The following is a 26,389-nucleotide window of genomic DNA, read 5'->3' as shown; positions in this document are numbered from 1 at the left end:
AACGGACAAAATCAAAATAGAGAGGGATAAAATGGTACTTGATGTCGAACGACTGGGATTTGCCGCTCTCTTACATGATGTCGGCAAGCTGGTGCAATTTGCTGAAAAAGTACCTGAAAGCTACAGAAAAAATAATATGGACCTCTATCAACCCAAATGGAACGGACACCCTACTCATTCGCATGCCCTTTATACTGCTTACTTCATCGAAAAATTTCAGGAGTATTTCCCAGAAAAACTCTGTAAGGGAAAAGGATATGACGACAGTTTCATAAATCTTGCGGCAATGCACCACAAGCCGGAGAGTCCGCTTCAGTGGATCATTGCGGAAGCAGATAGGCTCAGTAGTGGCATTGACCGGGAGGAATTTCCAGAGGGAAAGTCAATCCCGCCATCAGATGCTGTAAAAACCCGTCTAATTCCACCCTTTGATGTTCTGTTTAAAGACATAAAGGCCGGTAATTTTAACTGGCGATACAGATTGGAACCCTTATCGGTTATGAGCATTTTTCCAGAGAAAAATACGAGCAACGCCACCGAGAAAGATTACATCGAACTTTACAATAAACTTAAAGATGGACTGAAGGAATTAAAGCACCGCGAAAACCCTGTTCTGTGGTTACAGCATTTTGATTCTCTTTACCGGATTGTGACCTCTCACATTCCTTCGGCCCGGGTTGGGCGAGTCATTCCTGATGTGTCTCTGTACGATCACAGCCGTTCGACTGCAGCACTGGCAGTGGCTCTTTACAAATGGCACAGAGAAATGGGGAACCTCAACGATATTGATGAAATAAAAAACCGAAAAGAAAAAAAGTTTTTACTCCTATCCGGTGATTTCTACGGAATTCAGAATTTTATTTTTAGCTCTGGAGGGGAGCAACGGGGACGTCGCTCAAAAATTCTTAGAGGCAGGTCCTTTGTGATATCGCTACTAACCGAACTTGCGGCTTGTGAACTTTGCATAGAACTGGGATTGAGCTTTCTTTCTGTGGTTATATGTGCTGGAGGGAAATTTCATATAATCGCTCACAATACTGAAAATAGCCGCAATAAGATTGATGAGGTTTCAGCACGCATAAACGACTGGCTTATTGATGTTTCCTTCGGGGAAAACTCTATCGGTATAAGCGCAACGGAGCTTTCTCCTGAAGAGTTTCTCGATGGCCGTTTTAGAGACATCTGGAATAAACATGTCGAAAACATGGATGAAAAAAAATTCAAACGCTTCGACATTGCAAAACATGGCGGAGTCAAAAGCAGTTTTCTCGATAGCTTTAGGAATGATCTTCACAGGCCGTTATGTCCTTTTTGTGCAAAACGGCCGTCTGAGCAGGAAGTTGAAAACGATCCTCTTCTTAGCGGTCCGAATGAAAGGGCTTCTGCCTGCAGGCTGTGCAGGGACCAGATACTTATTGGGACAAAACTGGTAAAAAACAATTACATCACTTTGTTGGAATCTACAAATGGGGATCTGGAAAAGCCTCTTTTTGGGCGTTATCAGGTAAAATTTTCCAGAGATCTGGACAGATTAAACATAAAAGACGCCGTCAAACTGTGGGCTATTAACACGGAGGAGAATGGAAGCTTACCGGTCGATGTAACCTTCATGCCCCTTAATGGATACGTCCCGGTTTACGGTAAAGAAGACGAGAAAGATGAGAGAATACTTGCGGGAGCACGAAGTGAAGACAAAAAGCTGGAACTTATAGACATGATTCGCTCCGGTGACCCCATGACGTTTGCCCATATTGCAAGTAAGGCTTTAAAGCTGGACGGTGGCCGGTTTTATGGAATTGATGTTCTGGGAGTCCTGAAAGCAGATGTTGACAATCTGGGAGCCATTTTTTCCTGTGGCTTCACCGGTAACATGTTTACTCTGTCCAGACTTGCAACACTCAGCAGAGCACTCAACAACTTCTTCGCCATCTATCTTCCTTATGCTTTGAAACACGAAGCTAATGGAAAATTCAGGAACATTTACACAGTTTTTGCGGGAGGAGATGATCTCTTTCTAATAGGTCCCTGGAATGTAATCCTTGATGTGGTAGGTTTTATCAGAAAAAAATTTGGGGAATATACGTGCAACCGGGAAGAAATCCACATCTCCGCCGGTATAACCCTTCATAAACCCTATGTACCGGTGGATATAATAGCGGAAAAAGCCGAAGAAAGCCTTGAAGCCTCAAAGAGCGTAGATGGTAAAGACGCCGTAACCATATTTAACCGAACGGTAAAGTGGAGTGATTTTGATGAACTCATGAGCGAAGTTTATACGGCCATGAAAAACTGGATGAATGATGACTGCATCTCCACAGCATTTTTACACCGACTGAACAGTTTTGCTGATATGGCAGAAAGAGAATTGTATTATCTCAACTCGGCGGCTGGTCGCACTATCAAGGACATTGAGTGCTTTAAGTGGAGAGCCTTTCTTTGTTACCAGGTGTTCAGAAATGTTGCCTCCGGCCTGGGAATTGACCGTGCCCGGCAGGAAGAAATACGCAGAAATACTGCAATTAAGCTGGCCGGATGGCTGGAAAAATTCAGAGGAACATTCATCATTCCTCTGTGGACAATACTTTATGAGCACAGAATAAGGAAAAGTTAAAAAACGTTACGATTAAGACGAAAAATAAGGAGGCCTTTCATGAGCAATGTAAATTACGTTGAAAAGCTCTGGATGGATAAGAAAAACAATATCCCAAATCCAAAGGCGTTTTCCGAGGAAGCAGAAAAACTTGCCCGGCAAGTGTCTACTAATAGTAAGGGACGAGGAGTTAATAAGTCTTCCCAGTTGCGAAAGTTCTACGACGAGCTTTTCAGGCTAAATCAAATTGCCAAGCCAGAAAACTGGGACGTGGTGCTTCCTCAGGTGCACATGGTAATCGCAAAAGCAGCTTATGCCAGAGGACGCGGTTTAATTACGGATGATTTTTTAAACCCCTTGCGGGAATTGATAAAAGCGGTCGAAAAACCGGAGCACCTGAATACTGTTGTGTCCTTTTTTGAGGCTTTTACAGCATTCTACAGACAGTACCGCAGAGACTAAAATAAAAGGAGGAACGCAATGAAACTTATCGCCATAAAAGAATACCGTGGAACAATTGAACTGAAAACAGGGCTTCATATAGGCGCCGGAGATATTGAAATGCACATCGGCGGAACGGACAATCCGGTGGTAAAACACCCCTTTACCTTTGAGCCTTATATTCCGGGATCTTCCCTGAAGGGAAAAATCCGCTCGCTCCTCGAACTCAAAAGCGGTCTCATTGCTTACACGGAAGGGAAACCTCTATCAATAAAAAGCCTAGAAAATGCAAATGGAAACAGCAGAAAGCTTGGCGAAGCCATAATAAAGATATTCGGTACCAGTGGAGCGGAGGAAGAAGCCCTCAAAGGGTTTGGTCCCACGAGGATTTCCGTATCAGACTGCATGCTATCCGAAAGATGCCGTGAACAGGCAAGAGAAGGCAAAATGGTTCTAACCGAAGTGAAGCCGGAAAACTCCATAAATAGAATAACGGGAACGGCTCAGAATCCGAGGTTTACGGAAAGGGTACCTGCTGGAGTGGAGTTCGATTTCTTTATCTCTCTCAAGATATTCGATGGAGATGACAGCAAATATCTTGAAAAAGTACTTCTTGAGGGTATGAAACTCCTAGAACTTGACACTCTTGGTGGAAATGGAAGCAGGGGTTACGGGCGCATTAAGTTTCACTTTGAAAATAGTAACCTGCAGAAAAGATTCGAAGAAATACTTCCTTTCAGTAAGGAATAAAAGGAAAAGGACAGAACCATGAAGCTGTGTGAAGTCGTCATAGAGCCAGTTTCAGCCTTTGGTACACCTCTTAAGGGTGATACCCTGTTCGGACATTTCTGCTGGCAGGCAGAAATGAACAGTAATTTACTTAATGGTGGTCTCAAAACATGGCTTAAAGTCTATGATAGTAAACCCTTTATCGTTTTTTCCTCAGCCTTTCCGGTTCTCAGAGAAAATAAAAGGACAGTAAAGTACTTCTTCCCGACTCCTGCCTGTCCTCTTCATTTCTATAACATATCCAACTCCGAAAAGGATAAAAACTGTTTTGATATGGTAAGCTCACTAAAGGAGCTGAAAAAGAAGAAATGGATTGCTGTCTCCTCGGAAAGACTGGTACTGGAAGTGGATCTAAATAGAAGGTTGAGCGATAGGGATGTGGTCAGAGAGCTCGGTCTCGGAGATGGTCTATGGAAACGAATTTCTCAGCCTCACAATAGTATCAATCGTCTAAGCTTTACCACTTCAGGACGCAATTTTGCTCCCTATACCCAGGAAAACACCTGGTTTGCTCCTGGGCTTGAACTGGTTATTTTTGTACTCTATATGGAAGACGCTCTGGATGTAGAAAAGATATCGAAGGCTATGAAAAATATCGGTAGATTGGGCTTCGGCCGGGATGCATCCACAGGACTTGGAAGATTTAGAGTTAAAGACTACCGGGAAATTCCACTACCCAACATTCAAGGATACAAGTTTCTCTATACTCTTTCCCCCTTTGTCCCACTTCCCGGGCGTAATGAACAAATCTGGTTTCAACCCTTCATACGATTTGGAAGGCATGGAAATTACCTGGCAGTCTCAGATCATCCCTTCAAGAACCCCGTCATTATGGCAGACGAAGGAGCGGTAATTGAATGTTCTGATGGATGGACAAAACCTTATGTGGGGAGGGCTTTAAGGGGCCTTTCAAAAATTCAGCCAGAAGCTGTTGGTCAGGGTTATACGATGGTTATCCCCTGTGAGCTTAAAGGGAGGACCGAACGGTGAAAGTGCTGGAGAGTAAAGAGCTAAGAATCAGGATAAAATCGCCGGTTCACGTAGGATGCGGAGAAGTCTACGATCCCTTCTCCTTTATCGTTGATGATCAGAAACGGGAACTTCTGATCTTGGATATGAGCACCTTCATAAAAAATCTTCCGCCAGATTTGATTAATGAATTTTCCCGTATATGCCAAAAAGGGACTCCAGACTCACTCCTGGAAATGTACAAATTCCTGAGGAGAATCGGTGAAAGAAGAGATATTGTGTCCAAAAATGGAGTTGTCGCCAGAAGGGTCTCACTGGTTGAGGGCTTTATTAATCATTACAACGAAGTTGTCGGAGCAGAAGTTAGAAACACAAACGGTAAAGTGATAACGAAGTTTGCTATTGAAAGAACAGCCTACGACCCCATTGGTGGCTTTAAACCCATTATTCCAGGCTCTTCCATCAAGGGGGCGTTAAGAACCGCTGTTTTGAATGTGTGGAAAAGCAAAGCTTCTTTAAAAAACAGTTACAGTGATAATGAATCTCTACAGCTTGAAAAAGACATTCTGGGAGGTAGTTTTAGTTCAGACCCCTTTAGTCTGGTTAAAGTGTCAGATTTTTTGCCTGTTGGAGAGGTTAAAACAAAGATTGTTTATGCAGTAAATTGTAAAAAAGCAGAAGGTGAAGAAGGTAAAGGTCCATGTCAAATATTTGAAACCGTTATTGAGGGCGAGTTTAAAGGAACCATTTCAGTTATGAGATCCCTTGCCCGAGAGAGGGGAATAAAAAAACCTCTCTCAATTGAAGAACTTCTCATTGCTTCCCGGAAGTTCTATACAGGTGAACTCAAAAGAGAAGTTGAGGAAATGAAGAAAATGAAAGGTGTTTACTTCAACTGGAAGTCCCGTTTTGACCTTCAAAAAGAAGTACCTTTAAGGATTGGCCGACACAGCGGAGCAGAATGCGTTACCATTGAGGGTTTCAGAAGAATAAAAATAATGGGATCAAATAAAAAACTCGATCATGCCACAACATTATGGCTGGCTTCAGCCGACAGAAAGCCAAAAGCCTGTGCTCCCTTTGGCTGGTGCGTGCTGGTCAATTAACGACCAGCTGACAGGAAACGGTTCGTGAAACCTTCGGAAAACTATAGCTCAAGTTTTCCGCAACCCCTCAACACGAAACCGGTCAACCAATGTGTTTTAAAAATTATTTTAACCTTTTTCTCAAGTCATGGGGCTTTCCTCCTTTCTTCCTCGGGTTAACAATATTCACGGAGAGGAAAGCCTCTTCTCCCCCTCATGTCAACGAGACACAATTAATGAAACACTACCTCGGAAACCTGTAGGAGAAGTGTGGGTGCAGGAAGGTTTTTTGAAGCGACGCCCTAAGGAAAGGAGATTTAAAAAAGCCCGGACTTAAAAACAAATCCGGGCCTTTTTAATTTGCTCTGCAGGAAGAGATATCAGAACAGGGCCCTATCGATTTTTACATCCCTCACGTATGAAGAATAGGCCTTGTCGGTCTGAAGTATGTGGTTTTTCAGCCATCCCGTCAAAAAATCGAGAAGTTCCAGAGCAAGCCCCGGTTCCCCTTTTTCATACCTCTCCATGTAATCTTTTACTTTTGCAGTAAGGCGCCTGTGAATGTCTTTATGCCGTTCCAGTTCCGGATAATTCACGGCCTCCATGTAGGCCTCCTCGGTAGCAAAATGTCGCTGAACATAGTCCCCAAGGTTGAAAAGTATCTGATCAACCACCTGTTTGCCGCGGCCCAATTTCATCGCCTCGTTGAGCCGGTTAAGCATAGAAACAAGGCGTTTGTGTTGCTCGTCGATTTCATGAACCCCAACGCTGAAATCATCCGTCCATTCTATCAAAGGTCTTATTTTGCCCTGCTGAGGTCTTACCCGAGCAGACTCACCCTGTGTTTTCGGGAGAGCTTTTTTAAGTCCTCCTCCAGACTTTCGGAATACATATTGAGTGTGTACGGGCTTCCGCGGCTCATAGGTTTCGCCCGATGTTTTATCTTCCTGCGAAACGAGCCCGGAGGCACGATCACCGTATATCAACTTTTTGAGTGCTTCAAGCTCCGCAGCAAGAGCCGAAACCTGGGAAACCAGATCACCCGATGAAGCAGCAAGCTCTTCCGCCTGAGCAGCCGTATTCTGAACAACCGTATCGATATCCGAAACCGCCCTGTTGATCTGGGCTATACCGTCGGCCTGCTCGGCAGAAGTGGCCGATATCTCATCGATAATATTCTGAACCTTTTGAGTATTATCCTCTATCCTGCCGAATCCCTCACTCACGGCTTCAACAATGGATCCGCCTTCTCTGATTCTTTTCAGCGTATTTTCGATTAGCTCAGAGGTGGTCCTGGCCGCCTCGGCCGACCTCATGGCAAGGCTTCTGACCTCATCGGCCACCACCGCAAAGCCCGCGCCGGCTTCACCCGCCCGGGCCGCTTCCACGGCGGCGTTAAGGGCAAGCAGGTTTGTCTGAAAGGCAATTTCGTCGATGGTTTTTACGATCTTCACCGTCTCTTCGCTTGCCCTGGTAATACCGTCCATGGCCTCAATAAGCTTCTTCATGGACAGGCTGGCTTCATTAACTGCCTGTGCAGTCTGGGCCACAAGTTCATTCGCCCGTTTTGTATGCTCAGAATTCTGTGCAGCCATGGATGAAAGTTCTTCTATCGCCGCTGCGGTCTCTTCTATGGAAGCAGCCTGTCTGGATGTTCCCTCTGAAAGAACGGTGCCCACTTCGGAAATCTCTTTTGAAGCTTGATCAACCCGTACCGTGGCGGACTCAAGGGTGGTGACGGTTCGCCTGAGCTGACGTCGTGTCGAAATCAGAGTAAGCAAAGCGCCGATAACAATAATGCCTACCAGAAGAAGGGCCGTCAGAGAATTCAACATAAGCGAGCGACGGGCCTCGGATTTGATGGACATCGTGTATTTCATAAGGCTCGAGTTGAGGTCGGATATAATCCCGTTTATGTCCGAAATCATATCGCTGTAAGTCTTAAACACTTCTTCGGTACTGAGATACAGATGGCCACCGGATATAATATCCCCAAAATATTTTGCCCCCTTTTGCCATGTCGGCGATAACGGGAGTTCCGAAAGGCGGCGTTCCAGGTCGGCAGGTAAAACCAGAGCCGGGGAGCTGAGCCCTCCCTGAAAGATCGCCCATGCCTTTATCAGATCCTCCCGCTGTTTTTCATCGGCCTGTTTTTTTGAAGCAACCAGATAAGAGGCCATACCTCTAAGACGCCCAAGATGTTCTTTGGACGTTTCAAGGATCACGAAGGTTGCCATTCTTTTTCCGACACCTTTTGTCGTTTTTGCGTTGGCAACAGCCTTATCCAGAAGTAGTGCCGCCTCTATCATCTTTGTGTAGTCTGAAAAGATCTCCTCGGTGAGCCCCCGGTTATCGACACGGTTCCTTACATCACCCAGCATCTGCAAAACACGGAGGAAATCATCCTTGTCCTTTTCCGGTATCGTAGAGGCTCTGAGAACAGGATAAAGCTCCTGTAAGCTTCTATCGGTGACTTCTCTCGCTTCCCTGACCTCGGAAACCTCAACGCCTCCACCCAGAAAGGCCGAGGAAAGTCCACGCTCACGCTGTAAAGAGGTCAGCACATCGGAAAGGCGGGACATCAGGATAAGGTTGGTGTGCATCTGACCTGCTATTCGGTAATCTCTGAAAGCGGAAATGATTACGTGGCTTGCAAAAAAAGCAACTACAGCGACAAAGGCGACAATAAACAGAATCATCCGCTGCGAAAGAGTTAGCTTTTTCATAACCCCTCCACTTAAGAAAAATTTTCCTCCGGAAAGCCAAGCCCGCACAGGCCTTGCGGCACTCACATTATCAACGGCAAAGACGCAGGTCAACCGTTAAAAAAAGCGCAGGGAGAGAGATGCTTAAAAAACCTTACAAAAGGTCCTTAATTCGTTGTAGTAATATCGTTTTAAGTCCTGTGCTTGCGTCAACCTTAAGGAAATCAGGAGGAAAAAAGTGCAAGACTTTCTTAAGAAATACTTTTCCCGAGATCGCTATGCCGCTCATGCAGGAATTGAGATTCTTGAAGCTGCTCCGGGTTATGCAAAAGCCAGAATGGTCATAAGGGATTTCCACCTCAACGGAGTGGGCATAGTGCACGGAGCGGCCATATTCACTCTTGCAGACCTGGTTTTCGCCGTGGCATCGAACTCTCACGGTCAGGTTGCCCTGGCCATAAACGCAACCATTTCCTATTTTAAGGCGGTCTCATCGGGCACTCTATACGCTGAAGCGGAGGAGATATCCCTGTCGCCACGGCTTGCCACCTATGCAATCCGGGTCATCCACGACCGGGAGGGACTTATTGCACTCTTTCAGGGTACGGTTTACCGAAAGAAAGAGCGGCTGGAGGACATGGGAGACTGACAGGGTCATGCCCAATTCGTCCTTCTCTGAGTATCATGACTCGTTCTGTTAAGGCATGTACGGTTTCCATGTGGTGAGATACCACGAGAAGTGAGACACCCCAGAAGTTAAATAGTTCTCCGAGAAGCAAAAGAAGTCTTCGTTTCTCGGGAAGGTGCAAACCGTTGAGGGGTTCGTCCGCAAGAACACAGCGGGGATACGTTACGATGCTTCTGGCAATGGCAACCCTCTGAGCCTCTCCTCCACTCAATTGCCAGGGATACTGATCGAGTAGCTTCGCTTTTATACCTAGGAAATTGCATATTTGATGAACTGTCGTTTCACATCGTTTTCCGGAGTGGGCATCGGATTTAATAGGCTCTTCGATAATTTTTCTGACAGGCCTGTGCGGTGGAAGCGTGGTATAAGGATCCTGCCATATAATCTGAATGTCCCGTCTAAATTTATAAGGAAAAGGTATAAGGGAAGATCCCTTCCAGGTGATTTTCCCTGCATCGGGCTTTTCTACTCCTCCCACACACCTTATCAGGGTGGTTTTTCCCGAACCGGAGGGCCCGATCAGACCAACGCGTTCTCCGGGACTTATTTCAAAGGAAACAGAGTCAAGTACCCTTCCGACAGAAGGGTAAGACTTCGTCAGGTGGTGAACCTGCAACAATCCTCCCCCATCCTTCCTGCACGGGGGAATGTCAGGCAGTAAAAGGTTCGTCTCAAAGCTCTGACCGCTCCTGTTGAGTAAGTTGACTACTTCTGGAAGTGTACCCCTTATAATTTTCTTTGAGAAAAGCAAAAGAGTTTTTAAGGGGGACACTCCGCCCAATTCCTGAAGCATCTCCAGGCTTTCCAAATCATGGGTAATAATCAGGATGGCCGTTTCACTTTCTTTCACGAGTTTCACAAAGAGGCGGAGCATTTCTTCTTTGGTTTCTGCATCAAGTCCTTCCGTAGGTTCATCGGCAATAAGAACCCTGGGACCGAGAGCCCGGGCCATGGCAATGAGAACCCGTCGCTTCATCCCGCCGCTGAGCTGATGGGGATAAAACCCGGCATAGACACGGGAAAGACCCACTTCTTCGAGGTACAATCCAACATTTTGATTACCTGCCACTTCCCTTATCTGCTCCCCCACGGTTCTATAGGGATTGAGACATGCCGAAGGGCTCTGAGGCATAAGGAATATACCCCTTCCCAGGAGTGATCGTAATTTGTCGGGATTTCTGGCAATATCGATAGCACAGCCTTCCACAAACCTGATTATCCCACTTTCAACTTCCGGGACCAGCCTTGAATAGGTGCGATAGGGAAGGATGTTCAAAAGGCCGCAAAGGGCATGGGCTATGGTTGTCTTGCCGGAGCCGCTTTCGCCCAGAAAGCCCACAATTTCGGCATTTTCAACAGAGAAATCGCCATTTTCCACAATTATTTTCTTTTTATCTCCGAAGGAAATGCCGATCTTCAGGTTCTCAACAATCAGAGCTTTCATGAATCCCCGGGAGAAAGGCGAGATATCCGGTCGGCACTAAAAACCAGTATCCCCCCGCAGATCGTAAACCCCGCGAAAGGACCAAGAATAAGCCATGGTGCCCTATGAAGGTACGGTATGCCCTCTCTCAGCATACCACCCCATTCGGGAATTGAAGCGAACCCGGCAAAACCGATGAAGCCTACAGTCCCAAAAAGCAGCATAAATCTTGCCGTGCGAATAAGGAAGGCCGTCATGATCGGAGGTACGATACAGGGCATCACGCAATGGCACATCAGACGAAAACCTCTAACACCTGCCACACGTGTTGCCACGACGAAATCTCTCTCATAAGCAGAAGGTACAACATGACTTAAGAATCGTACCCACCAGGGCACCCCGTAAAGACCGATGCCCATTATTGCAGTTACATCAGCACCGCCTTTGGCGGAAATTAGCCCCAAAACGATGAAAATCGACGGGACGGCAAGAAGTGCGTCGTTAACCGTCATGACTACTAAGCCGAGCCACCTTCCGCCCAACCGAGCAATACAATAAATAAGAACTCCACCCAGGAGGGAGCAAAGGCTTGCAATGATACCCCTGCCGATGGTTGTTCGGGCGGCCGTTAAGGATCTTGATAAATGACAGCGCCCGAGGGCGTCGGTCCCCAGAGGATATTCCGGACAGGGAGGCCTGAACCGGTCCGCTAACGAAATTCTGGAAGGATCATTGGGAGCCATTGATGGAGAAATCAAAGCAAAGACTATCAGACCTCCCAGAACAAAAACCACATGCAGAATTATTGTCTTCATAACAAATAACTGCGGGCTTTATCGGGTTGTATCCTTGGATTCAGCAGGGGCAACAAAAAATCGGAAAGCTCCATCAAAATTCCCACTGAACAGCCGCTCAAAAAAATCAGAGCCTGAATAACGGGATAATCCCTGGAAGCCACGGCCTCGACAAAAAGTTCACCAATTCCGGGCAGACCGAAAAGCACTTCCACGACAACGGAGCCTCCAAGGAGTCGCCCGATACTCATGAACCAGAGGACCAATATCTGCGGCAAAAGTGCAGGTAGCACATGCCCTAAAAAGACCTTCCACTCGGATAAGCCCTTTGCATAGGCAAAGCGCAGGTATTCCGAAAAAAGTATGTCCAGCATAAACCCCCGACTGATGTAAGTATAAAATCCGCACATAGGAAGCCCGAGGGTAAAAGAGGCGAACAGGAGAGAATTCACACCTTCGTAAGCAACATTGGAGTGAAGAACTCCTGCCAGAAGGAGTATAATGCTCCCCAGAAGGTAAGCCGGAACGACCAACCCTGCGTAGGCAAGGCCCCTGAACAGTAAGCCCACCCGGAACCGATCCCTCACCATAATCCAGGCTCCCAGGAGGGACATGGGGATAACCCAGCTCACCGTCAAAAAGGTTAGAGCAAAAGTCACAGGAATACGCCTGGCTATTTCGTCAAGTACAGGCTCACCAGATCGATAGGAAACCCCGAAATCCAGCACCATGATGCCTCTAAGCCATTCCAGAGCCCTATGAAAAGGATGAACGTCGGTTTTTAGATACTCCTGCATTTGACGCAGCTTCTCAGGGTCGGGCGCATCCGAAATACCCGCAAGAACGGCTTCGGCCGGATCACCCGGAAGAAGCGTTTCAATAACAAAGCATATGAGCACAACGGCCGACACTATGGAAAGAAGTCGAAGAAGCTTCACGAAAACCCACGAAAGCTTCACAGACACCATAATTTCTACTACCACCACCAGATCAAGCAAAACCTCATATTTCGCTCCCATGTCACCTGAGAGGTCTCGCCGGTATTCCTGCTAAGAAGCAAGGGAAACAATCTTTCTGTTGTGGTATTTTTTACTCCAAAGATTGCAAAATAGAGCTTATAGAATTCCAGAAGCTCCTTTATTTCAATTTCCACTCTTGAACTACATTCTAGGGTCTTCATATTGGGCAGGATGTTCCTGCTCAAAAGAAGTCCGACGAGCCACAGCACAAGCAACCGTCCGGTGTTTGGAGGCTTTACACGGAGAACATCAACGGCAACTTTACGCCTGAATTCAAGATCGGCATTCAAGGCTTCATCCACAAGCGTAATCGAGCATCGAACAGAGGCATATCTTTCCACCTGAGAGACACCCCGTACGGAAAAAAGCGGTGGAAAGTTCATTGCAATACACAGGTCGTAAGGTACAGAAGGACAAAAGGCAAGGAAGTCGGAACACACCGTTTCGACCTGCATACCTCCGGACAAGCGTTTTTTCAAAAAATTTATCATCTCCGCAGATGAATCCACGGCCAGGACACGATAACCACGCCTTGCCAGTTCTAGAGTTAACAGGCCCGTCCCACAACCCAGATCGACGACAGAACCACCCGAAGAGAGAAGATCCTGTTTTTCAAGCTGGTCCACGATTAGAGCGGCAACGGCATCGGGATCTCCCCACAGCTTGTGTATTAATGTAGCAGCACGATCGTAAAAAAGAGCCCATCGTCGGGGATGTAATTTCTGGCTTTTAAGTATGAAATTGTTCTGGTGTAATTCGTCGATAATGTGCCTCCAGAACCGATCTTTCACGAGATCTTCCGGGTGCATCTACGTTCAGGCTCCCTCTTCATAAAAAGGTCTAAAAAGCGCATCCATCCCTATAGCACCTGAGGACTTCCTGTAAGCATAAAGGGTCTCTTCGTGAAATAGAGGAATGATTAGAGCGTGAGTCGCAATGAGTTTCTGAAGGTTCCTGTATATTACCCTCTTTTCCGAAACACTTTTTGTGGCATTTGCCCGATCAATCAACATATCCACACACGGGCACTTCCAACCGGTATTCCTGATCCCTTTTGAATATAAGAAGGCGGAATAGAACAGGCAGGGATCACCGGTCATCAGAGTAAAGGGCATTATGGTAAGGTTATAGCTTCCGTCTTTTAATAGAGCGAAATAAAGGGCCTTTTCCGCAACGAAAATCTCCGTTTTTAAGCCCTTCGATCTCAGAATAGAAGCAACATATTCGGCTATTTCTCTATAAGGCCACCTCTGTACGGTTCCGGCATGAAGGAGAATAAGCACGGGCTTATCAATCTGCGGAAGCACCTCCTCTTCGGGAAAGGGCACGGCCCTGAAGGACACCGAAGAAAAACTCCACCGGCAATTAAGATCGCTATAAGGATCATACGCAACCCTGCCATGCCCTTCCATTATGGTTTCAACAACGAGTTCCCTGTCCACCGACGATGCAAACCATCTGCGGAATTTTTCATTGCTGAAAGGATAAGCCCGGTTATTCGGTATCAGGTAATGAGTCGTAGCAACCCTGGACGTTTTAACCGCTATGCCAGGACTACGGATCAAAACCTTCTTCTGATGGGGTAAAATTCCTCCGACGTCGAGTATCGCATCGATCGTTCCTGCAAGAAGAGCGTTTAAACGAGCATGAGGGTCCGGAATAGAACGGAAAATCACCCGGGCGTAGGGAGGAATCCTTCCCCAATACCGATCATTCCGCTCAAGAACGATTGATTCTTCCCAGATCTTCCTGACTTCCACAAGTCTGTAAGGCCCTGTGGCGATAAACCGCTTTATTTTCCCTTCGGCATCCCATCCGCCGGGATGCAAAATAGGGCTTCCGTAGTACGAAATTAACTGAGGGAAGTTCAAACAGGACCTTTTCAGTAAAAAAAGAATGTTCAGATCATCGAGCGCGTAAAGCTTTTCAACGATGCCATACCTGTCGAGGGGGTCATATTTCGGGTTGAGTTTAAGCCTTTTAATATTGGCAATTACGTGATCGGCAGTAAGAAGGTCTCCGTTGTGAAACCTGACGTTTTTTCTCAACGTGAACTTCCACTCGGTATAGTCCCGGTTGTGGCTCCAGGATTGGGCCAGCCATGGAACGGGGCGAAAGTCGGAGTCCAGATCCACAAGAGCTTCCCAGGTTCTGGTCGAACCGTGCAAAAAAGTTGCACTTTCCGGGCCTTCGTAAAAATTTCTTCCTATGCCGATAATCAGGGTACCCTCGTTGACGCCGGCGCAAATCGAAATACTGTGGACACACAGAAGAAGGAAGACCGGCAAGAAGGCCGAGCTTTTTATCTTCCGGTTACCCCCTGTTATGGAGGCTTTCAGAACAACCACCGGATCCCCACCGCACCTTCGATGTACCGCCCCGGGTTGACATAAACAATTTCCGTTTCGTAATCTTCATCGAAGATGTTCACTGCCGAAATAGAGGTCGTTAAAATCCATCGGCGAGCGATCTGCCAGTCTCTCCATACCTTCACGTCAACCGTCTTGTAAGACTTCATGTGGAAAAAGGGGAGTTCCGTATTCTCGTCGTCGTAATAGCGATCATCGGAAAAGCGAACAATTAGACTGCAGTTCAGCAACTCGGGATTTTCGTAGTAAAGGCCCACACTACCCCAGTAATCCGGGGCATTCCTGAGTTCGTTGCCTTCATTCTTCGGGTCCTCAACTATTTCCGAATGATTTAACGTAAGCGAAGCCTGAAGCCTCAAATTTTCCGTGATTTTCTGTCTGGCATATAATTCCACACCGTAGATTTCGGCCTCTCCAAGGTTTTGCGTTCTTATTATGGTTCCCCCCTCAACATAGGGATTTTCGTCATACCGATAGGATACCATGTCCCTTATTCTGCCGTAGTAACCCGTTACACCGAACTCGGTACCCGTTGTGGGCACCTTCCCATCAACTCCGGCATCAACCATCCAGGTTTTTTCGGGTTTTAAATCCGGATTCGCCTCACGCCAGGTCTTACCAGTCCTGATCTCCTGAAAATACCAAAGAGGAAGGCCGGGCCAGTAAGCGGTTCCCGCCGACGAATGCAACGAAATGTTGTCGTTGAGCCTGAACCTTACACCCCCTCTGTAAGTCCACGTATCCTTGGAAACTGAATCCGGTTCCTGCGGCTCTGCCTGGGTCACGAAGATGTCGTGAAATTTCCAGTAGTCGTACCTTAATCCGCCTATCAGAGAAAGCCTGCCGTCCAAAAGCAGAATCTGGTCCTGAACATAGAAGGCCCACTGGTCTGTGGTAACCTCATAGAGGGAACTTGTCCCGCTTTGAGGGTAATCATCTCTGCGATATTCCTCTTCCCGGCTGAAGAACGACCCCACCGTGAAAATCATATTATTGAAGGGACATAGATCTACCTGAGCCTCAACGGGATAGCGCTTAACTTCCCAATCTCGCTTTCTTTCTACAGACGAATCGAGAACAAGGTTTCCATCCGCATCAAGAGATAATCCGGAGTTATACTGCTGAGGATGATCGTAGTATTGATACGCTACCGACACTTTGGCCTTTGCCGCAGAAGCTATGGGGGTTTCCACATGGGCCGTTACGATAGCCTGATCGCCGTGATCGTTCAGGACCAGGTTTGGCTGTCCTCCGTCCAGATAACGATTGGCGTAATGGAAAGCCACCCAGGCCTTTGTTCCCGACTCCCCGTCCCAATTTACCTTACCGGAGAAGAATGAATGCTCGTAAGAGTTATCTTCCAGAGATGCATCCCTGAGGTACTGCTTTTTGCCGAGCTTCCACAGCATAATCATGTCATCAACGGGTTTCATCCTGTACCCGTCGGAATAATCACCGGTGTAGGACAGGAAATACCTGAGGTTGCCTTTTTTCCCTCCGGCGTGAACATGAGGCCTGTAGGTGTCGTTGCTGCCGTAAGCCATTTCAACAACCGCTCCCATTCCTTCTCTACCCTCTCGGGTGATGAAATTAACAGCGCCACCCGATGCATTGGCTCCGTAAAGAGCAGAAGAAGGGCCCAGAAGCACATCAGCGCGTTCTATGTGTTTGGGATGAACCGTCGTGGAAAGGAAAGACCAGGCAGGAAGACCGTCTATCAGATAGACGGTTCGACCTATGAAATAGCCCGTACCGCGAAGATGAATCCAAGGCGGTCCCCAGGGATAGTATTGCGCGACATGAACGCCGGGAAGATCCCGAATAAGCTCACCCACATTTGCCATGTAAAAATCCGGTTGTTGCTCAATATCTTCTCTATCCACCGAGAAAAACGAAAAGGGAACGGTTTCGGGGTCTACCTCCGTTTTCGTCGCCGTAACGGTTATCCCGGGAAGGACGGAGGTAACGACCTCTCTATTTTCGTAGGCCTCACAGAACGGGACGATACAACCCAGTACCGCGATCAGCAGGACGATCAACCCACGGCAGGTCATAGCATCCTCCTTGCTCAAAAACAAAAGGCCATCGTCCTCTCCTTGAGGACAATGGCCTTCTTAGCCTTCGGTTTCCGGTATCCAGTGTTAACGACGGTAAAATCGCTTCATGCGATTTCCATTTGCCGACTTTTTATAGCAGTTATCCGGCAAAGTCAACACCGTTCAGCCGGACCCGGCAAACCCGGGTCAATCTGCAGGATTCTGATCATCCCCAACCTTTTCCATCCATTCAACGGACCTGCCGTCAACAGCTTCCTGAATTGCAATGTGGGTCATCATTGCGTGAGGCGCAGCGCCGTGCCAGTGTTTTGAGTCTGGCGGTATCCATACAACATCGCCCGGGAAGATCTCCTGCGGCTCTTTTCCCCACTCCTGAACAATTCCATGACCTGAAGTCACTATGAGGATCTGCCCCGAAGGATGCCTGTGCCATGCCGTTCTGGAACCCGGTTCGAAAGTTACCAGGGCACAGGTCACCCTCGAAGGCTCCGCAGGCTTAAACAACAAGGGATCTATCAAGACCCTCCCGCTGAATAACTCTTCGGCTCCAATCATCGTCTTTCGAGAACCGTTTCTGATTATCTTCATCTTACCCTCTCCGGAGGTATTAACGATCACATTGCAAGGCGCAGTATTTCAATTATATCTTCCTTCGTAAGAGCCGGATAACCCGGCAATCTTCCTTCTCTGTCCCGGCGTACCTTCAAGGTATCCTCTGCAATTTGTTGAAGTGTTGCATCATCGGGATCTCCGATCCCGAGTTCTGAAAGACGCGTAGGACAGCCTATTGTTTTTAGAAAATCTTCAAAGCGTTTTACTCCTTCAACGGCCCGATCCTCCAGAGAACCTCCGGTAACTCCAAAAATCCGTTCGGCAAATTTCGCAAACCGCCCGGGAGCACTCCTTAAGGCAAAACGCATCCAGGCAGGATTCAACACCGCAAGGCCTGCTCCATGCGGAACGTCGTAAAGCGCAGAAAGGGTGTGTTCAATCATGTGCACCGGTGCCAGCAACCTTATTCCCGCCTGTATCCAGCCGTTCAGAGCCACTATAGAAGCCCATTGAACATGGGCACGGGCATCAACATTTTGTCCGTCTCTGACCGCTATTGGTCCCCATTCCAGAAGAGTTAGAATTATCCCTTCGGCAAACCTGTCCTGAATTGGAAATTCCTCCACATTGCAAAAATAGGTTTCGGTTACGTGGGCCAGTATATCGGATATGCCATAAGCCGTGAAATCGGGAGGAACGGTTACGGTAAGTTCGGGATCCACGACGGCAACCCTTGGGTAAAGCACTTCCGCCATCACGAAGGTCTTGAGCCTTTCCCCGCCTTCGTCAATTGTTATCACGGAACCGTTGTTCATCTCCGATCCCGTTGCGGCCAGAGTCGGAACGGTCACAACGGGGAGGGCGCGATCGGGAAGCCTCTGCTTCCTTTCGGCCCGCACAAACATCTCCGTAAGATCTCCCTCGTAATACACACCCGCCGCTATGACTTTTGAAGCGTCCATCACACTTCCGCCACCCAGCCCCACGACGACATCACAACCGCTTTTCAGAACCTCAGACACCGCACGCTTCACCGTTGAAAGCCTGGGATTCGGCTCAATTCCCGAAAACTCAACCACCGACACACCGGCTTTCTCAAGAGACGAAACCGCTCTGTCAAAGGCCCCACTCCTCTTGACACTACCCCCACCGATGACCAGGAGTGCTTTCTTGCCGTAGTGCCGCACTGCATCTCCGAGCTGTTCAACCGAACCCGCCCCGAAGATAATCCTCGTGGGATTGAAAAACTCAAATCTCATCATGGCAAAACTCCTCCATCAATGTTCAGATCCCGTAGCCAGGTATCAATCATTTGCTCTGTCTCCAACGACCTTGCTTCAGTTCCCCTTATGGCGATAGCTTTAAGTATTGTTGAATCCGGGCATAATCGGGCTATATCTCGCACGCTCCTTCCCAGTTTGCTTCCTTCGTGAGTACAGAAGGGCACAATAACCTTCCCGGAAAAGCCACATTCCTCCAGAAACGAAAACACGATCATGGGCATTGTACCTCACCAGATAGGATAGCCCAGAAAAATCACATCAAAGGATTGTGGATTCTCGAGCATAAGAGCAAGCGCCGGCCTGAAATCCCTTTCGAGCTCTTCTCTTGCCTGTTTAACACACTCACCGTAATCGTAAGGATATGGGTTTGCCGGAACCATTCTGAAAATATTACCTCCCACTTTTTCGTGAATGATTCGGGCAACCGCTTCGGTATTGCCCGTGCGGGAGAAATAGGCCACCAGCAAGCCACCGGAATCCTTTCTACTCATCTTCGCCTCCCGACCCGGGGTCCGAAAACACAGGCCGAAACCGAAAAAAGTCCCCAAAATCTTCACGAACAACCTGCGACTAACGGCATTGTTCTCTCCGGACATATTCAGTTCAAGCAAATCAGAGATAGGTCATTTTTTCCAGTTCCTCGGGATATCGGTTTCCGTGAATCGTTATAGCAGCAAGTTTTTCGTCGATCTCTCTGAGTTCTTCCGGCGTCAGATCAATGTAAGCTGCACCGATGTTTTCCACGAGCCGATCAAGTTTGGTGGTTCCCGGGATTGGAACAATCCACGGCCTCTGAGCAAGTACCCAGCCAAGGGCAATTTGTGCAAGGGTCGCACCCTTTCGCAGTGCAATTACTTTTACGGCGTCCAGGAGCGCCCGATTTGCCCTTCCCGCCTCAGGCGAAAACCGGGGAACGATATTTCTGAAATCGGAGTCGTCAAAACGCACATCTTCGGTAATCGTCCCCGTAAGGTAGCCCTTACCAAGTGGGCTATAAGGAACAAAGCCTATGCCCAATTCTTCGCAGACCGGAATAATTTCCTGTTCGGGTTTTCGCCACCAGAGGGAGTATTCGTACTGTACGACATCAACGGGGCACACACTGTGAGCGCGGCGAAGGGTATTTGCAGATGCTTCGCAAAGCCCAAAGTGTTTGACCTTACCGGCTTCTATAAGTTCTTTTACGGCACCGGCCACTTCCTCGATGGGAACCGCAGGGTCCACCCTGTGTTGATAGTAAATGTCGATGGCCTCGGTCCTGAGTCTCTTTAAAGATCCTTCAACGGCTCTTTTGATATGTTCCGGACGACTGTTAAGTACCAGTCTGCCTCTGACGGCATCGGTGCCGGTGTCGAAACCGAACTTGGTGGCTACAATCACTTCTCCTCGAAAAGGCTCAAGTGCCTCCCCAACGAGTTCTTCGTTTGTGTACGGTCCATAGACTTCCGCCGTGTCAAAAAAATTCACACCCAACTCCACTGCTTTGCGAATAAGGCCAATCATTTCTTTCCTGTCCTTCGGCGGTCCGTAACCAAAGCTCATTCCCATACAACCAAGCCCCAGGGCCGAGACTTCCGGCCCTCTTTGCCCCAATTTTCGCTTCGGCAAGCCCATGATCTTACCTCCCGGACCTGAACTTTTTCATGCCCCTGTACAGAAAGGAGTATTCATAGAACCTTGAAAGGGCTATAAAGTTTTTCCTGAATTTTTGTCTGATTTTCCGTACATTGCCAGACCGGAAACGGCCCGTTAAGGAGCAATTACGGATAATGAGTGGTGAAACAGGCAGTTTGAGGGCACTTTTAATCGGCAAAATATGCGGGCTTACGGAAAAACAATCACCTGTGACCCCGCTCCCCGGCCTAACCCTGAGCCGGATAGAAAGCCCTACGGAGCCAACCAGCTATATTTTACCGCCCAGTATTTGCCTATCCCTTCAGGGAGCAAAAAGGGTTTTGATCGGAAACGAGGCTTACACTTATAATGCAGAAAGCCTGCTTATCACTTCTCTCGACCTTCCCGTAACGGCCCAGGTTGTAGAAGCCTCTGAGGAGAGGCCCTACGTAGGAATCACCTGGGAGATCGACATGAGAAGCCTTACGGAGTTAATCGTAGAATCGGGAATAGGGCTTACGGCACCCGGGCAGGTCTACCGAGGAATGGCACTCGGCAGGGTGACGAGACAAATCCTTGACGCCTTCAGAAGGCTTGTAGAACTCGTTGATGAAGCCGAGCATGCTCAGGTTCTCGCACCGATAATCCGAAAAGAAATACTCTATCGCCTTCTTACGAGCCCTCAGGGCCCCAGGCTTATCCAGATAGCCTTATCGACCAACCGAAGTCGTCAAATTGCAAAGGCCGTTACATACCTGAAGAAGAATTTTCAAAAAACCCTGAAGATGAGAGAACTGGCTTCATTCGTGGGGATGAGCACTTCCAGTTTCTACCAGCATTTTAAGACAGCTACCGGAATGAGCCCTCTCCAGTATCAGAAGAAGCTTAGACTCTGCGAGGCGAGAAGGCTTCTGCTTGCCGGCTGTGACGTAACAACTGCCGCCTTCAAGGTCGGTTACGAGAGTTCCTCTCAATTTACCAGAGATTACAGAAAATTCTTCGGGCTTCCTCCTTCGAGGGATGCTCAGAAGCTCCAAAACGAAACTTACGCCGCTGGAGAGCTGAATTCTGAAGAAGATCATTAGCACCAACCCTTCCTTGACACCTCCAAAACCGAACTTATAATGCAACCGGGAAAGGTTGAAGTGCAAATACTTCAAAGGCCTGGAGGTGGTGGGATGCCCATATACGAATACGAATGCACCAGATGTGGTAAGGTTATTGAGGTTATGCAGAAGTTTTCCGATCCTCCTTTAACCGAATGCGAGGCCTGCCACGGAAGTTTGCGCAAGCTCATTTCCATGAGTACCTTTCATCTTAAAGGCACCGGCTGGTACGTGACGGACTATGCCCGCAAGGGCACGAGTTCCCCGTCTTCGAGTGACAAAAAAGAAGGTAAAGATTCGTCCGGTTCAACCGAAAAGGATTAACAAATTTTTTCATGAACATTACCGTAGAACCGGCCTGAAAAGGTCGGTTCGTTTTTTTGCCCTTTCAATGCAAAATCCCGCCTCATCCTGGGGAGATTGATTCAGTCTTGATCGGCTTTATCTGTAGCCGTTTCGTGGTCATGTTTTATTAACTAATTATTGTAACTAGGCCTATTTATCTGATAGTAAGGTTAATGGGAATGTCCGCTTTTTATATACAGCACAAGGGAGTTTTCTAATCGCAATGTTCAGGCTCTTCGTTGAATATATCCGCAGTCATAAGGCCGGCGTGTGTCTTATTTCCCTGTGTCTTTTGCTACAGGCCCTGCTGTCCATTCTGGAGCCGTGGCCTTTGCAGGCCCTCTTTGATTACGTTTTGCTGAAAAAAGAACCGCCTCCCATCATTGCTTCTCTGGTCCCTCAAAAGGCCCTGCTACTCTCACTTTCAGCGGCCATGATGCTTATCGCCCTGCTTACGGGGCTGGCAATGGTGGGTCAGAACGTGCTCCTTAACAGATCTGCCCAGGAATTGATTCGCGGCTTACGCCTGCGTGTTTTTTCCCATGTTCTAAATCTTCCTCCAAAATACTTCCAGAGTGTCGGCTCTGGCGAAATCATTTCGCGCGTGGTCTCAGACACCGACAATTTACAGCCTCTTGTGGAGGGCGGAGCTTTACTGGTCTTTAGAAGCATACCCACTGCGGCTGGAATCCTTACCGTTATGCTGCTCCTGGACCCACTCTTCGCCCTAATAGTGGCTCTTATCGTTCCGGCTCTGGCCCTGAGTACGGACTACTTTTCGGGGAAAATTAAGGATTTTACAAAGTACAAACGGAAGCAGGAAAGCGCTATTGTTGCGCTAACCGAGACGGCAACGAGAACTCTAAGATGTCTGAAGGTTCTGGGGCTGAGTGATCACGAAACGAGAAGGTTTGAAAAATTTTGTAGTGAAAGCGCCAGAGCCAGCACAAAAGCCGGTCTGTGGGAGGGGCTGTATAGTGCTTCGGTTACGGTAATTCTTGCGGCCGGAACGGTGGGGGTTGTCGTCGCAGGGGCCTGGCGAATTGAAGCGGGCAGGATAACACCCGGCGAGCTTTTGGTTTTTATGAGCTATCTCAGAAGTCTTTATAAACCTATAAGAGAATTGACCAAGTATCTCGGAAAGTTCTCAAAGGCTTCGGCAAGTTACGAGCGCATCTCAGATGTTTTAAAGGTTACCCCCTGTGAAATGGGGGTATGTGAAGCCGAGAATGCCGTACCGGCTCCCCCTTTCAGGGAGGAAATTCGATTCGAGAAGGTTTCATTCGCCTACCGCCCTGAAGAGCTAATCCTGAAAGACATATCCTTTACCGTAAGGAAAGGGGAAAAAATCGCCATAGTGGGAGATTCCGGATCCGGCAAATCGACCCTGCTGAACCTGATCCCCCGGTTTATCGACCCAGTCGGGGGTCGAATACTGATGGACGGAATGGATATAAGGCAATACACACTAACATCCTTAAGAAAAAACATAGCCATTGTTCCGCAAGAACACGTTATATTTCATGCAACGGTATTCGAAAACATCGCCCTCGGCAGCCCGGAAAGGTCTGTTACGCGAGAAGAAGTTGTAAAAGCGGCGGTAGATGCCAACGCACACGAGTTCATACTCCAGCTACCCGACGGTTACGATACCCTTCTGGGGCCGGGAGGCGTTGAGTTATCGGGCGGACAGGCAAAGCGCATACACATCGCCCGGGCTCTTTTAAGAGACGCTCCCATCATACTTCTCGACGAGCCCACAGCAGGACTGGACCCCTGCGCCGAAGGGAAGGTTATGGAAGCCTTTGACCGCCTCATGCAGAAAAGGACCATTCTTATTGTGACCCACTACCTGCCGCTAATCGTCAACGCTGATCGTATAATCGTCTTAAGGGAAGGATCCATAGTCGAAGAGGGAACTCACGAAGAACTTATTAAGGCAAAGGGTATCTATCGTTCCTTCTGGTTTGAACAGCTCCAGCGTGCCGTACCAGGATGCTATCTGGAGAAAATTGAAGCATGATTCATAACCCATCACGGGGAAGAATGTTGCTGAATTGATATTCCTGAACGTATTCGCCTATTGCCGCTTCGAAGTCCGTATCGCCCCATTGCTCAATCGTAAGAACCCTTTCTCCTTCTTCAGATTCGTAGTCCCAATAAAGAAAAGGAATTCCCGGTCCCGTTCCGTTTCTGTAAAAATACCCGCCGCCGTAGCTCTCCATTTCATATCTCACTCCCTGAAAGTCGATCACCTCGGGAGGATCTTCGTACTTTAGTATGTGGTTTCTCAGGTTCGGATCTATAACCCCCAGAGCTTCCTTGCGCATCCATGTCCAGTATATCCCGTCGTCTTCCTCACGACACAAATATCTGGTTTCCGCACCACTACGAAGCTCCCACTCAATCATCTCAAAGCCATCCCCCATGTCGTAGCGATGCCGGGCCACCACCTGCCAGGTCTTCATATCAAAATCGACCATCCATCCCGGTTGCATCTGTTCAAGTGTGAGGTTCGTGGGGTCAAAGGAAGCTTCCTTTTTTCCTTTATTTTTCTTACCAAAAGGCCAGAATATCATCTACGCCCTCCCTCGAGAAACATCAAAACTCCCGCCGGTTAGCAACGCAGAACGCGGGGTTTGCCCCGCTTTTCGGCAACTTCACCGACGAGCTCTTCGTTTCCAGCAAAGCCTCGCAATCGCAAAGTTCGGCACACTTCAGGGCAATATTTTTCAGGTTCCACTGCCTTTTCCAGTAACGCACATTTATCCGTCCTGGTCCTACGCACTCGCTTATAAATTTCCTGGAAACCACAATGGTAACACTTTCCCTGTCCTCTATTGACGCAATTGCAGCATCGACACATTTCCTCCAAACATGCACCTTTACGAGATACCCAAAGGCAGGATGATAAGGGCCTGCAACGACGGAGCCTCTGTTTAAATCTTCCGTTGCCTGAAGACCCATTCTTATGACCTTAATTCCCGAAGACTCGAACTCCGTAAATGCCTGAACGCACCAATTGATGGCTTCTTTCAAAGACAGGGGTCTGTACGCACCTTCATGGTACCACTTTTCAAGGAGTGTACCCCTTAAGACGATTGTCGGATATATCCTTACGAAGTCCGGTTTTATTGCACAGGTTTCCCTGACCGTTTTTCCGAAGACATCAAGTGTATCTTCCGGAAGGCCGGGCATTAACTGTATTCCCAGCTTCCATCCAGAGGACCTTACCTGAAAAGCAGCTTCGTACACCACCGGGCTCTCATAGCCCCGCCGGCTTGCCCGTAAGACCCGATCGTCCAGGCTTTGAACCCCAAGTTCAACGGTCGATATCGGGTAATCCATCAGTATGTTCATGACCTGCCGGCCCAGGGCATCGGGTCTCGTGGAAAACCTGATCCCGGTAAAAATCCCCTTCTCCACATAATCCGATGCAAGCTCTAAAAGGGTCGTCATGGTTTTCACGGGTAGAGCGGTAAATGTTCCCCCGTAAAAGGCGAGTTCTGAAGGCCTTTCCGCCCCCGAAATGATCCTCTCCGCAAGCCGCCGGATCATTTTTACGGCCCGGTCCGGAGTACCGCAGGCATCAGAAGTCGTGGCATACTGATTGCAGTAAACGCACCTGTAGGGACATCCCATGAAGGGTATAAAAACGGGAAAAACCTTCACTTATTTCCCCCAATGGAGGCTTCCGCCGACTGAACCAGGCGTTTGTAAGCAACCTGGGCAGCTCTTTGCTGTGCTTCCTTCTTGGATCTTCCCCGTCCCCGTCCAACAACTTCGGTATCGATCAAAACACTTACATAGAAAGTCTTATCGTGATCTGGCCCTTCTTCGCGATCCAGACGGTAAACTGGGGTTTTTTTAAACTGGGCTTGAGCCCACTCCTGCAACTTGGTTTTATAGTCTTTGTCGATTTCGGCCAGGGGATCTTCTGCCGAAAAGGCTTCAAGAAGAGGCACGAAGTGTTCCTCCACAACCTTCAGCACACTCTCCCAACCCCCGTCCAGATAAATCGCCCCGAGGACGGCCTCAACGGCATCAGCCAGTATGGACGGTTTTTCACGACCGCCCGTATTTTCTTCTCCTTTTCCGAGAAGCAAGAAGCGCCCAACGTTGAGTTTTCTTGCAATGTGGGCCAACTCCGTTTCGTTTACGACGGCAGACCTCAGCCTGGATAGCTCTCCTTCCGAGTAGTGAGGGTAACGATGCCAGAGAAGATGGCTCATGGCGAGTCCCAACACGGCATCCCCCAGGAATTCCAGCCTTTCGTTGTCCGAGTTTTTCGGATCGAGATTATGCTCGTAGGCGTAAGAACGATGTGTCAGAGCCTGCTCCAGTAGTTCGGGATTTTTAAAGTTGTACCCCAGGATTTCTTCAAGTTCCCTCCTAGTACTCATCTGCCATTAGCCCCCATCAGCGTAATCATTTCTGCGATCTTTATTTTAGAAAGCCTCGGACGTATTTCCAGGCCTTTTTGAAGTTTTATGCATTTTCTGCCCTTCGGCAGGGCAGAGCGTTTTTACTTTACAGGCCCTTTCAAAATCGTTATATAGA

The 26,389-nt window shown here is 48.2% G+C and carries 22 protein-coding genes and 1 pseudogene; 9 read left to right on the top strand and 14 right to left on the bottom strand.

Features of this window, described 5'->3' with window-relative positions; translation table 11 throughout:
* Positions 1-31: 31 nt before the first annotated feature.
* From cas10 to csm5, 5 genes are read left to right on the top strand one after another with little or no spacing between them, the layout of a single operon-like run.
* Positions 32-2,611 carry a type III-A CRISPR-associated protein Cas10/Csm1 gene (gene cas10, locus BM091_RS03995; RefSeq protein ID WP_177193517.1) on the top strand — a complete coding sequence of 860 codons (2,580 nt, stop codon included), beginning with the start codon at positions 32-34 and terminating at the stop codon, positions 2,609-2,611.
* Between the two features lie 39 nt (positions 2,612-2,650).
* Entirely contained in the window at positions 2,651-3,052 is a 402-nt protein-coding gene (csm2, locus tag BM091_RS03990; RefSeq protein ID WP_093393669.1) for a type III-A CRISPR-associated protein Csm2, read from the top strand.
* A gap of 18 nt (positions 3,053-3,070) precedes the next feature.
* Positions 3,071-3,781, top strand: coding sequence for a type III-A CRISPR-associated RAMP protein Csm3 (csm3, locus tag BM091_RS03985; protein WP_093393667.1), 711 nt, complete (start codon positions 3,071-3,073; stop codon positions 3,779-3,781).
* A gap of 18 nt (positions 3,782-3,799) precedes the next feature.
* Positions 3,800-4,810, top strand: a complete 1,011-nt coding sequence (gene csm4 / locus BM091_RS03980) for a type III-A CRISPR-associated RAMP protein Csm4 (RefSeq protein ID WP_093393665.1) — start codon at positions 3,800-3,802, stop codon at positions 4,808-4,810.
* Positions 4,807-5,895 carry a type III-A CRISPR-associated RAMP protein Csm5 gene (gene csm5 / locus BM091_RS03975; protein ID WP_093393664.1) on the top strand — a complete coding sequence of 363 codons (1,089 nt, stop codon included), beginning with the start codon at positions 4,807-4,809 and terminating at the stop codon, positions 5,893-5,895. Before csm4 ends, csm5 begins: the two co-directional genes overlap by 4 nt.
* Positions 5,896-6,254: 359 nt before the next feature.
* Here csm5 and BM091_RS03970 read toward each other — a convergent pair whose 3' ends face one another.
* Positions 6,255-8,600: a bacteriohemerythrin gene (locus BM091_RS03970; RefSeq protein ID WP_093393662.1), complete on the bottom strand. Its 2,346-nt coding sequence runs from the start codon at positions 8,598-8,600 to the stop codon at positions 6,255-6,257.
* Positions 8,601-8,817: 217 nt separating this feature from the next.
* Between BM091_RS03970 and BM091_RS03965 the strand changes: the two genes are divergently transcribed.
* Positions 8,818-9,228 (top strand): PaaI family thioesterase, encoded by a 411-nt coding sequence (locus BM091_RS03965; RefSeq protein WP_218148803.1) that lies wholly within the window; start codon positions 8,818-8,820, stop codon positions 9,226-9,228.
* Here BM091_RS03965 and BM091_RS03960 read toward each other — a convergent pair.
* The 10 genes and pseudogenes from BM091_RS03960 to BM091_RS03915 form a co-directional block, all read right to left on the bottom strand.
* On the bottom strand, positions 9,164-10,711 hold the full coding sequence (locus BM091_RS03960; RefSeq protein ID WP_093393659.1) for an ABC transporter ATP-binding protein: 1,548 nt from the start codon (positions 10,709-10,711) through the stop codon (positions 9,164-9,166). The genes BM091_RS03965 and BM091_RS03960 overlap by 65 nt on opposite strands.
* Complete coding sequence (locus tag BM091_RS03955) at positions 10,708-11,505, bottom strand: ABC transporter permease (RefSeq protein WP_093393657.1); 798 nt, start codon at positions 11,503-11,505, stop codon at positions 10,708-10,710. Before BM091_RS03955 ends, BM091_RS03960 begins: the two co-directional genes overlap by 4 nt.
* Complete coding sequence (locus tag BM091_RS03950; RefSeq protein WP_093393655.1) at positions 11,502-12,503, bottom strand: ABC transporter permease; 1,002 nt, start codon at positions 12,501-12,503, stop codon at positions 11,502-11,504. Before BM091_RS03950 ends, BM091_RS03955 begins: the two co-directional genes overlap by 4 nt.
* Positions 12,461-13,312: a class I SAM-dependent methyltransferase gene (locus BM091_RS03945; protein ID WP_093393654.1), complete on the bottom strand. Its 852-nt coding sequence runs from the start codon at positions 13,310-13,312 to the stop codon at positions 12,461-12,463. Before BM091_RS03945 ends, BM091_RS03950 begins: the two co-directional genes overlap by 43 nt.
* Before the next feature lie 6 nt (positions 13,313-13,318).
* Positions 13,319-14,851: an ABC transporter substrate-binding protein gene (locus BM091_RS03940; RefSeq protein WP_093393652.1), complete on the bottom strand. Its 1,533-nt coding sequence runs from the start codon at positions 14,849-14,851 to the stop codon at positions 13,319-13,321.
* Positions 14,839-16,926, bottom strand: a complete 2,088-nt coding sequence (locus tag BM091_RS03935; RefSeq protein ID WP_093393651.1) for a TonB-dependent receptor — start codon at positions 16,924-16,926, stop codon at positions 14,839-14,841. Before BM091_RS03935 ends, BM091_RS03940 begins: the two co-directional genes overlap by 13 nt.
* A 189-nt stretch (positions 16,927-17,115) precedes the next feature.
* The gene (locus BM091_RS03930; protein WP_093393649.1) at positions 17,116-17,517 is read right to left on the bottom strand and encodes a (R)-mandelonitrile lyase; all 402 of its coding nucleotides are present in this window, start codon (positions 17,515-17,517) and stop codon (positions 17,116-17,118) included.
* Between the two features lie 26 nt (positions 17,518-17,543).
* Entirely contained in the window at positions 17,544-18,743 is a 1,200-nt protein-coding gene (locus BM091_RS03925) for an iron-containing alcohol dehydrogenase (protein ID WP_093393648.1), read from the bottom strand.
* A pseudogene (locus BM091_RS14205) lies at positions 18,740-19,255 on the bottom strand (flavodoxin). Before BM091_RS14205 ends, BM091_RS03925 begins: the two are co-directional and overlap by 4 nt.
* 121 nt (positions 19,256-19,376) lie before the next feature.
* Positions 19,377-20,378, bottom strand: coding sequence for an aldo/keto reductase (locus BM091_RS03915; protein ID WP_093393646.1), 1,002 nt, complete (start codon positions 20,376-20,378; stop codon positions 19,377-19,379).
* Between the two features lie 155 nt (positions 20,379-20,533).
* Here BM091_RS03915 and BM091_RS03910 point away from each other — a divergent pair, with 155 nt between their 5' ends.
* From BM091_RS03910 to BM091_RS03900, 3 genes are all read left to right on the top strand, one after another.
* Positions 20,534-21,463 (top strand): AraC family transcriptional regulator, encoded by a 930-nt coding sequence (locus tag BM091_RS03910; protein ID WP_093393645.1) that lies wholly within the window; start codon positions 20,534-20,536, stop codon positions 21,461-21,463.
* A 93-nt stretch (positions 21,464-21,556) separates the two neighbouring features.
* Entirely contained in the window at positions 21,557-21,808 is a 252-nt protein-coding gene (locus tag BM091_RS03905) for an FmdB family zinc ribbon protein (protein WP_093393643.1), read from the top strand.
* Between the two features lie 244 nt (positions 21,809-22,052).
* Positions 22,053-23,852, top strand: coding sequence for an ABC transporter ATP-binding protein (locus tag BM091_RS03900; protein WP_093393642.1), 1,800 nt, complete (start codon positions 22,053-22,055; stop codon positions 23,850-23,852).
* 1 nt (position 23,853) lies between these two features.
* On the opposite strand, the gene BM091_RS03895 is transcribed toward BM091_RS03900, so the two are convergent.
* Genes BM091_RS03895 through rnc form a run of 3 tightly spaced genes read right to left on the bottom strand, consistent with a single transcriptional unit; the run spans position 23,854 to position 26,232 of the window.
* Positions 23,854-24,408, bottom strand: coding sequence for a DUF4178 domain-containing protein (locus tag BM091_RS03895; RefSeq protein WP_093393641.1), 555 nt, complete (start codon positions 24,406-24,408; stop codon positions 23,854-23,856).
* Positions 24,409-24,430: 22 nt separating this feature from the next.
* Positions 24,431-25,501 carry an elongator complex protein 3 gene (locus BM091_RS03890; RefSeq protein ID WP_093393639.1) on the bottom strand — a complete coding sequence of 357 codons (1,071 nt, stop codon included), beginning with the start codon at positions 25,499-25,501 and terminating at the stop codon, positions 24,431-24,433.
* Positions 25,498-26,232 (bottom strand): ribonuclease III, encoded by a 735-nt coding sequence (gene rnc, locus BM091_RS03885; RefSeq protein ID WP_093393638.1) that lies wholly within the window; start codon positions 26,230-26,232, stop codon positions 25,498-25,500. The genes BM091_RS03890 and rnc overlap by 4 nt, the downstream gene beginning before the upstream one ends.
* Positions 26,233-26,389 lie beyond the last annotated feature (157 nt).

Source organism: Thermodesulforhabdus norvegica, assembly GCF_900114975.1.
Lineage (GTDB): Bacteria > Desulfobacterota > Syntrophobacteria > Syntrophobacterales > Thermodesulforhabdaceae > Thermodesulforhabdus > Thermodesulforhabdus norvegica.
The sequence above is the reverse complement of the archived record's forward strand: the minus strand, read 5'-3'. Positions and strand labels throughout refer to the sequence as shown.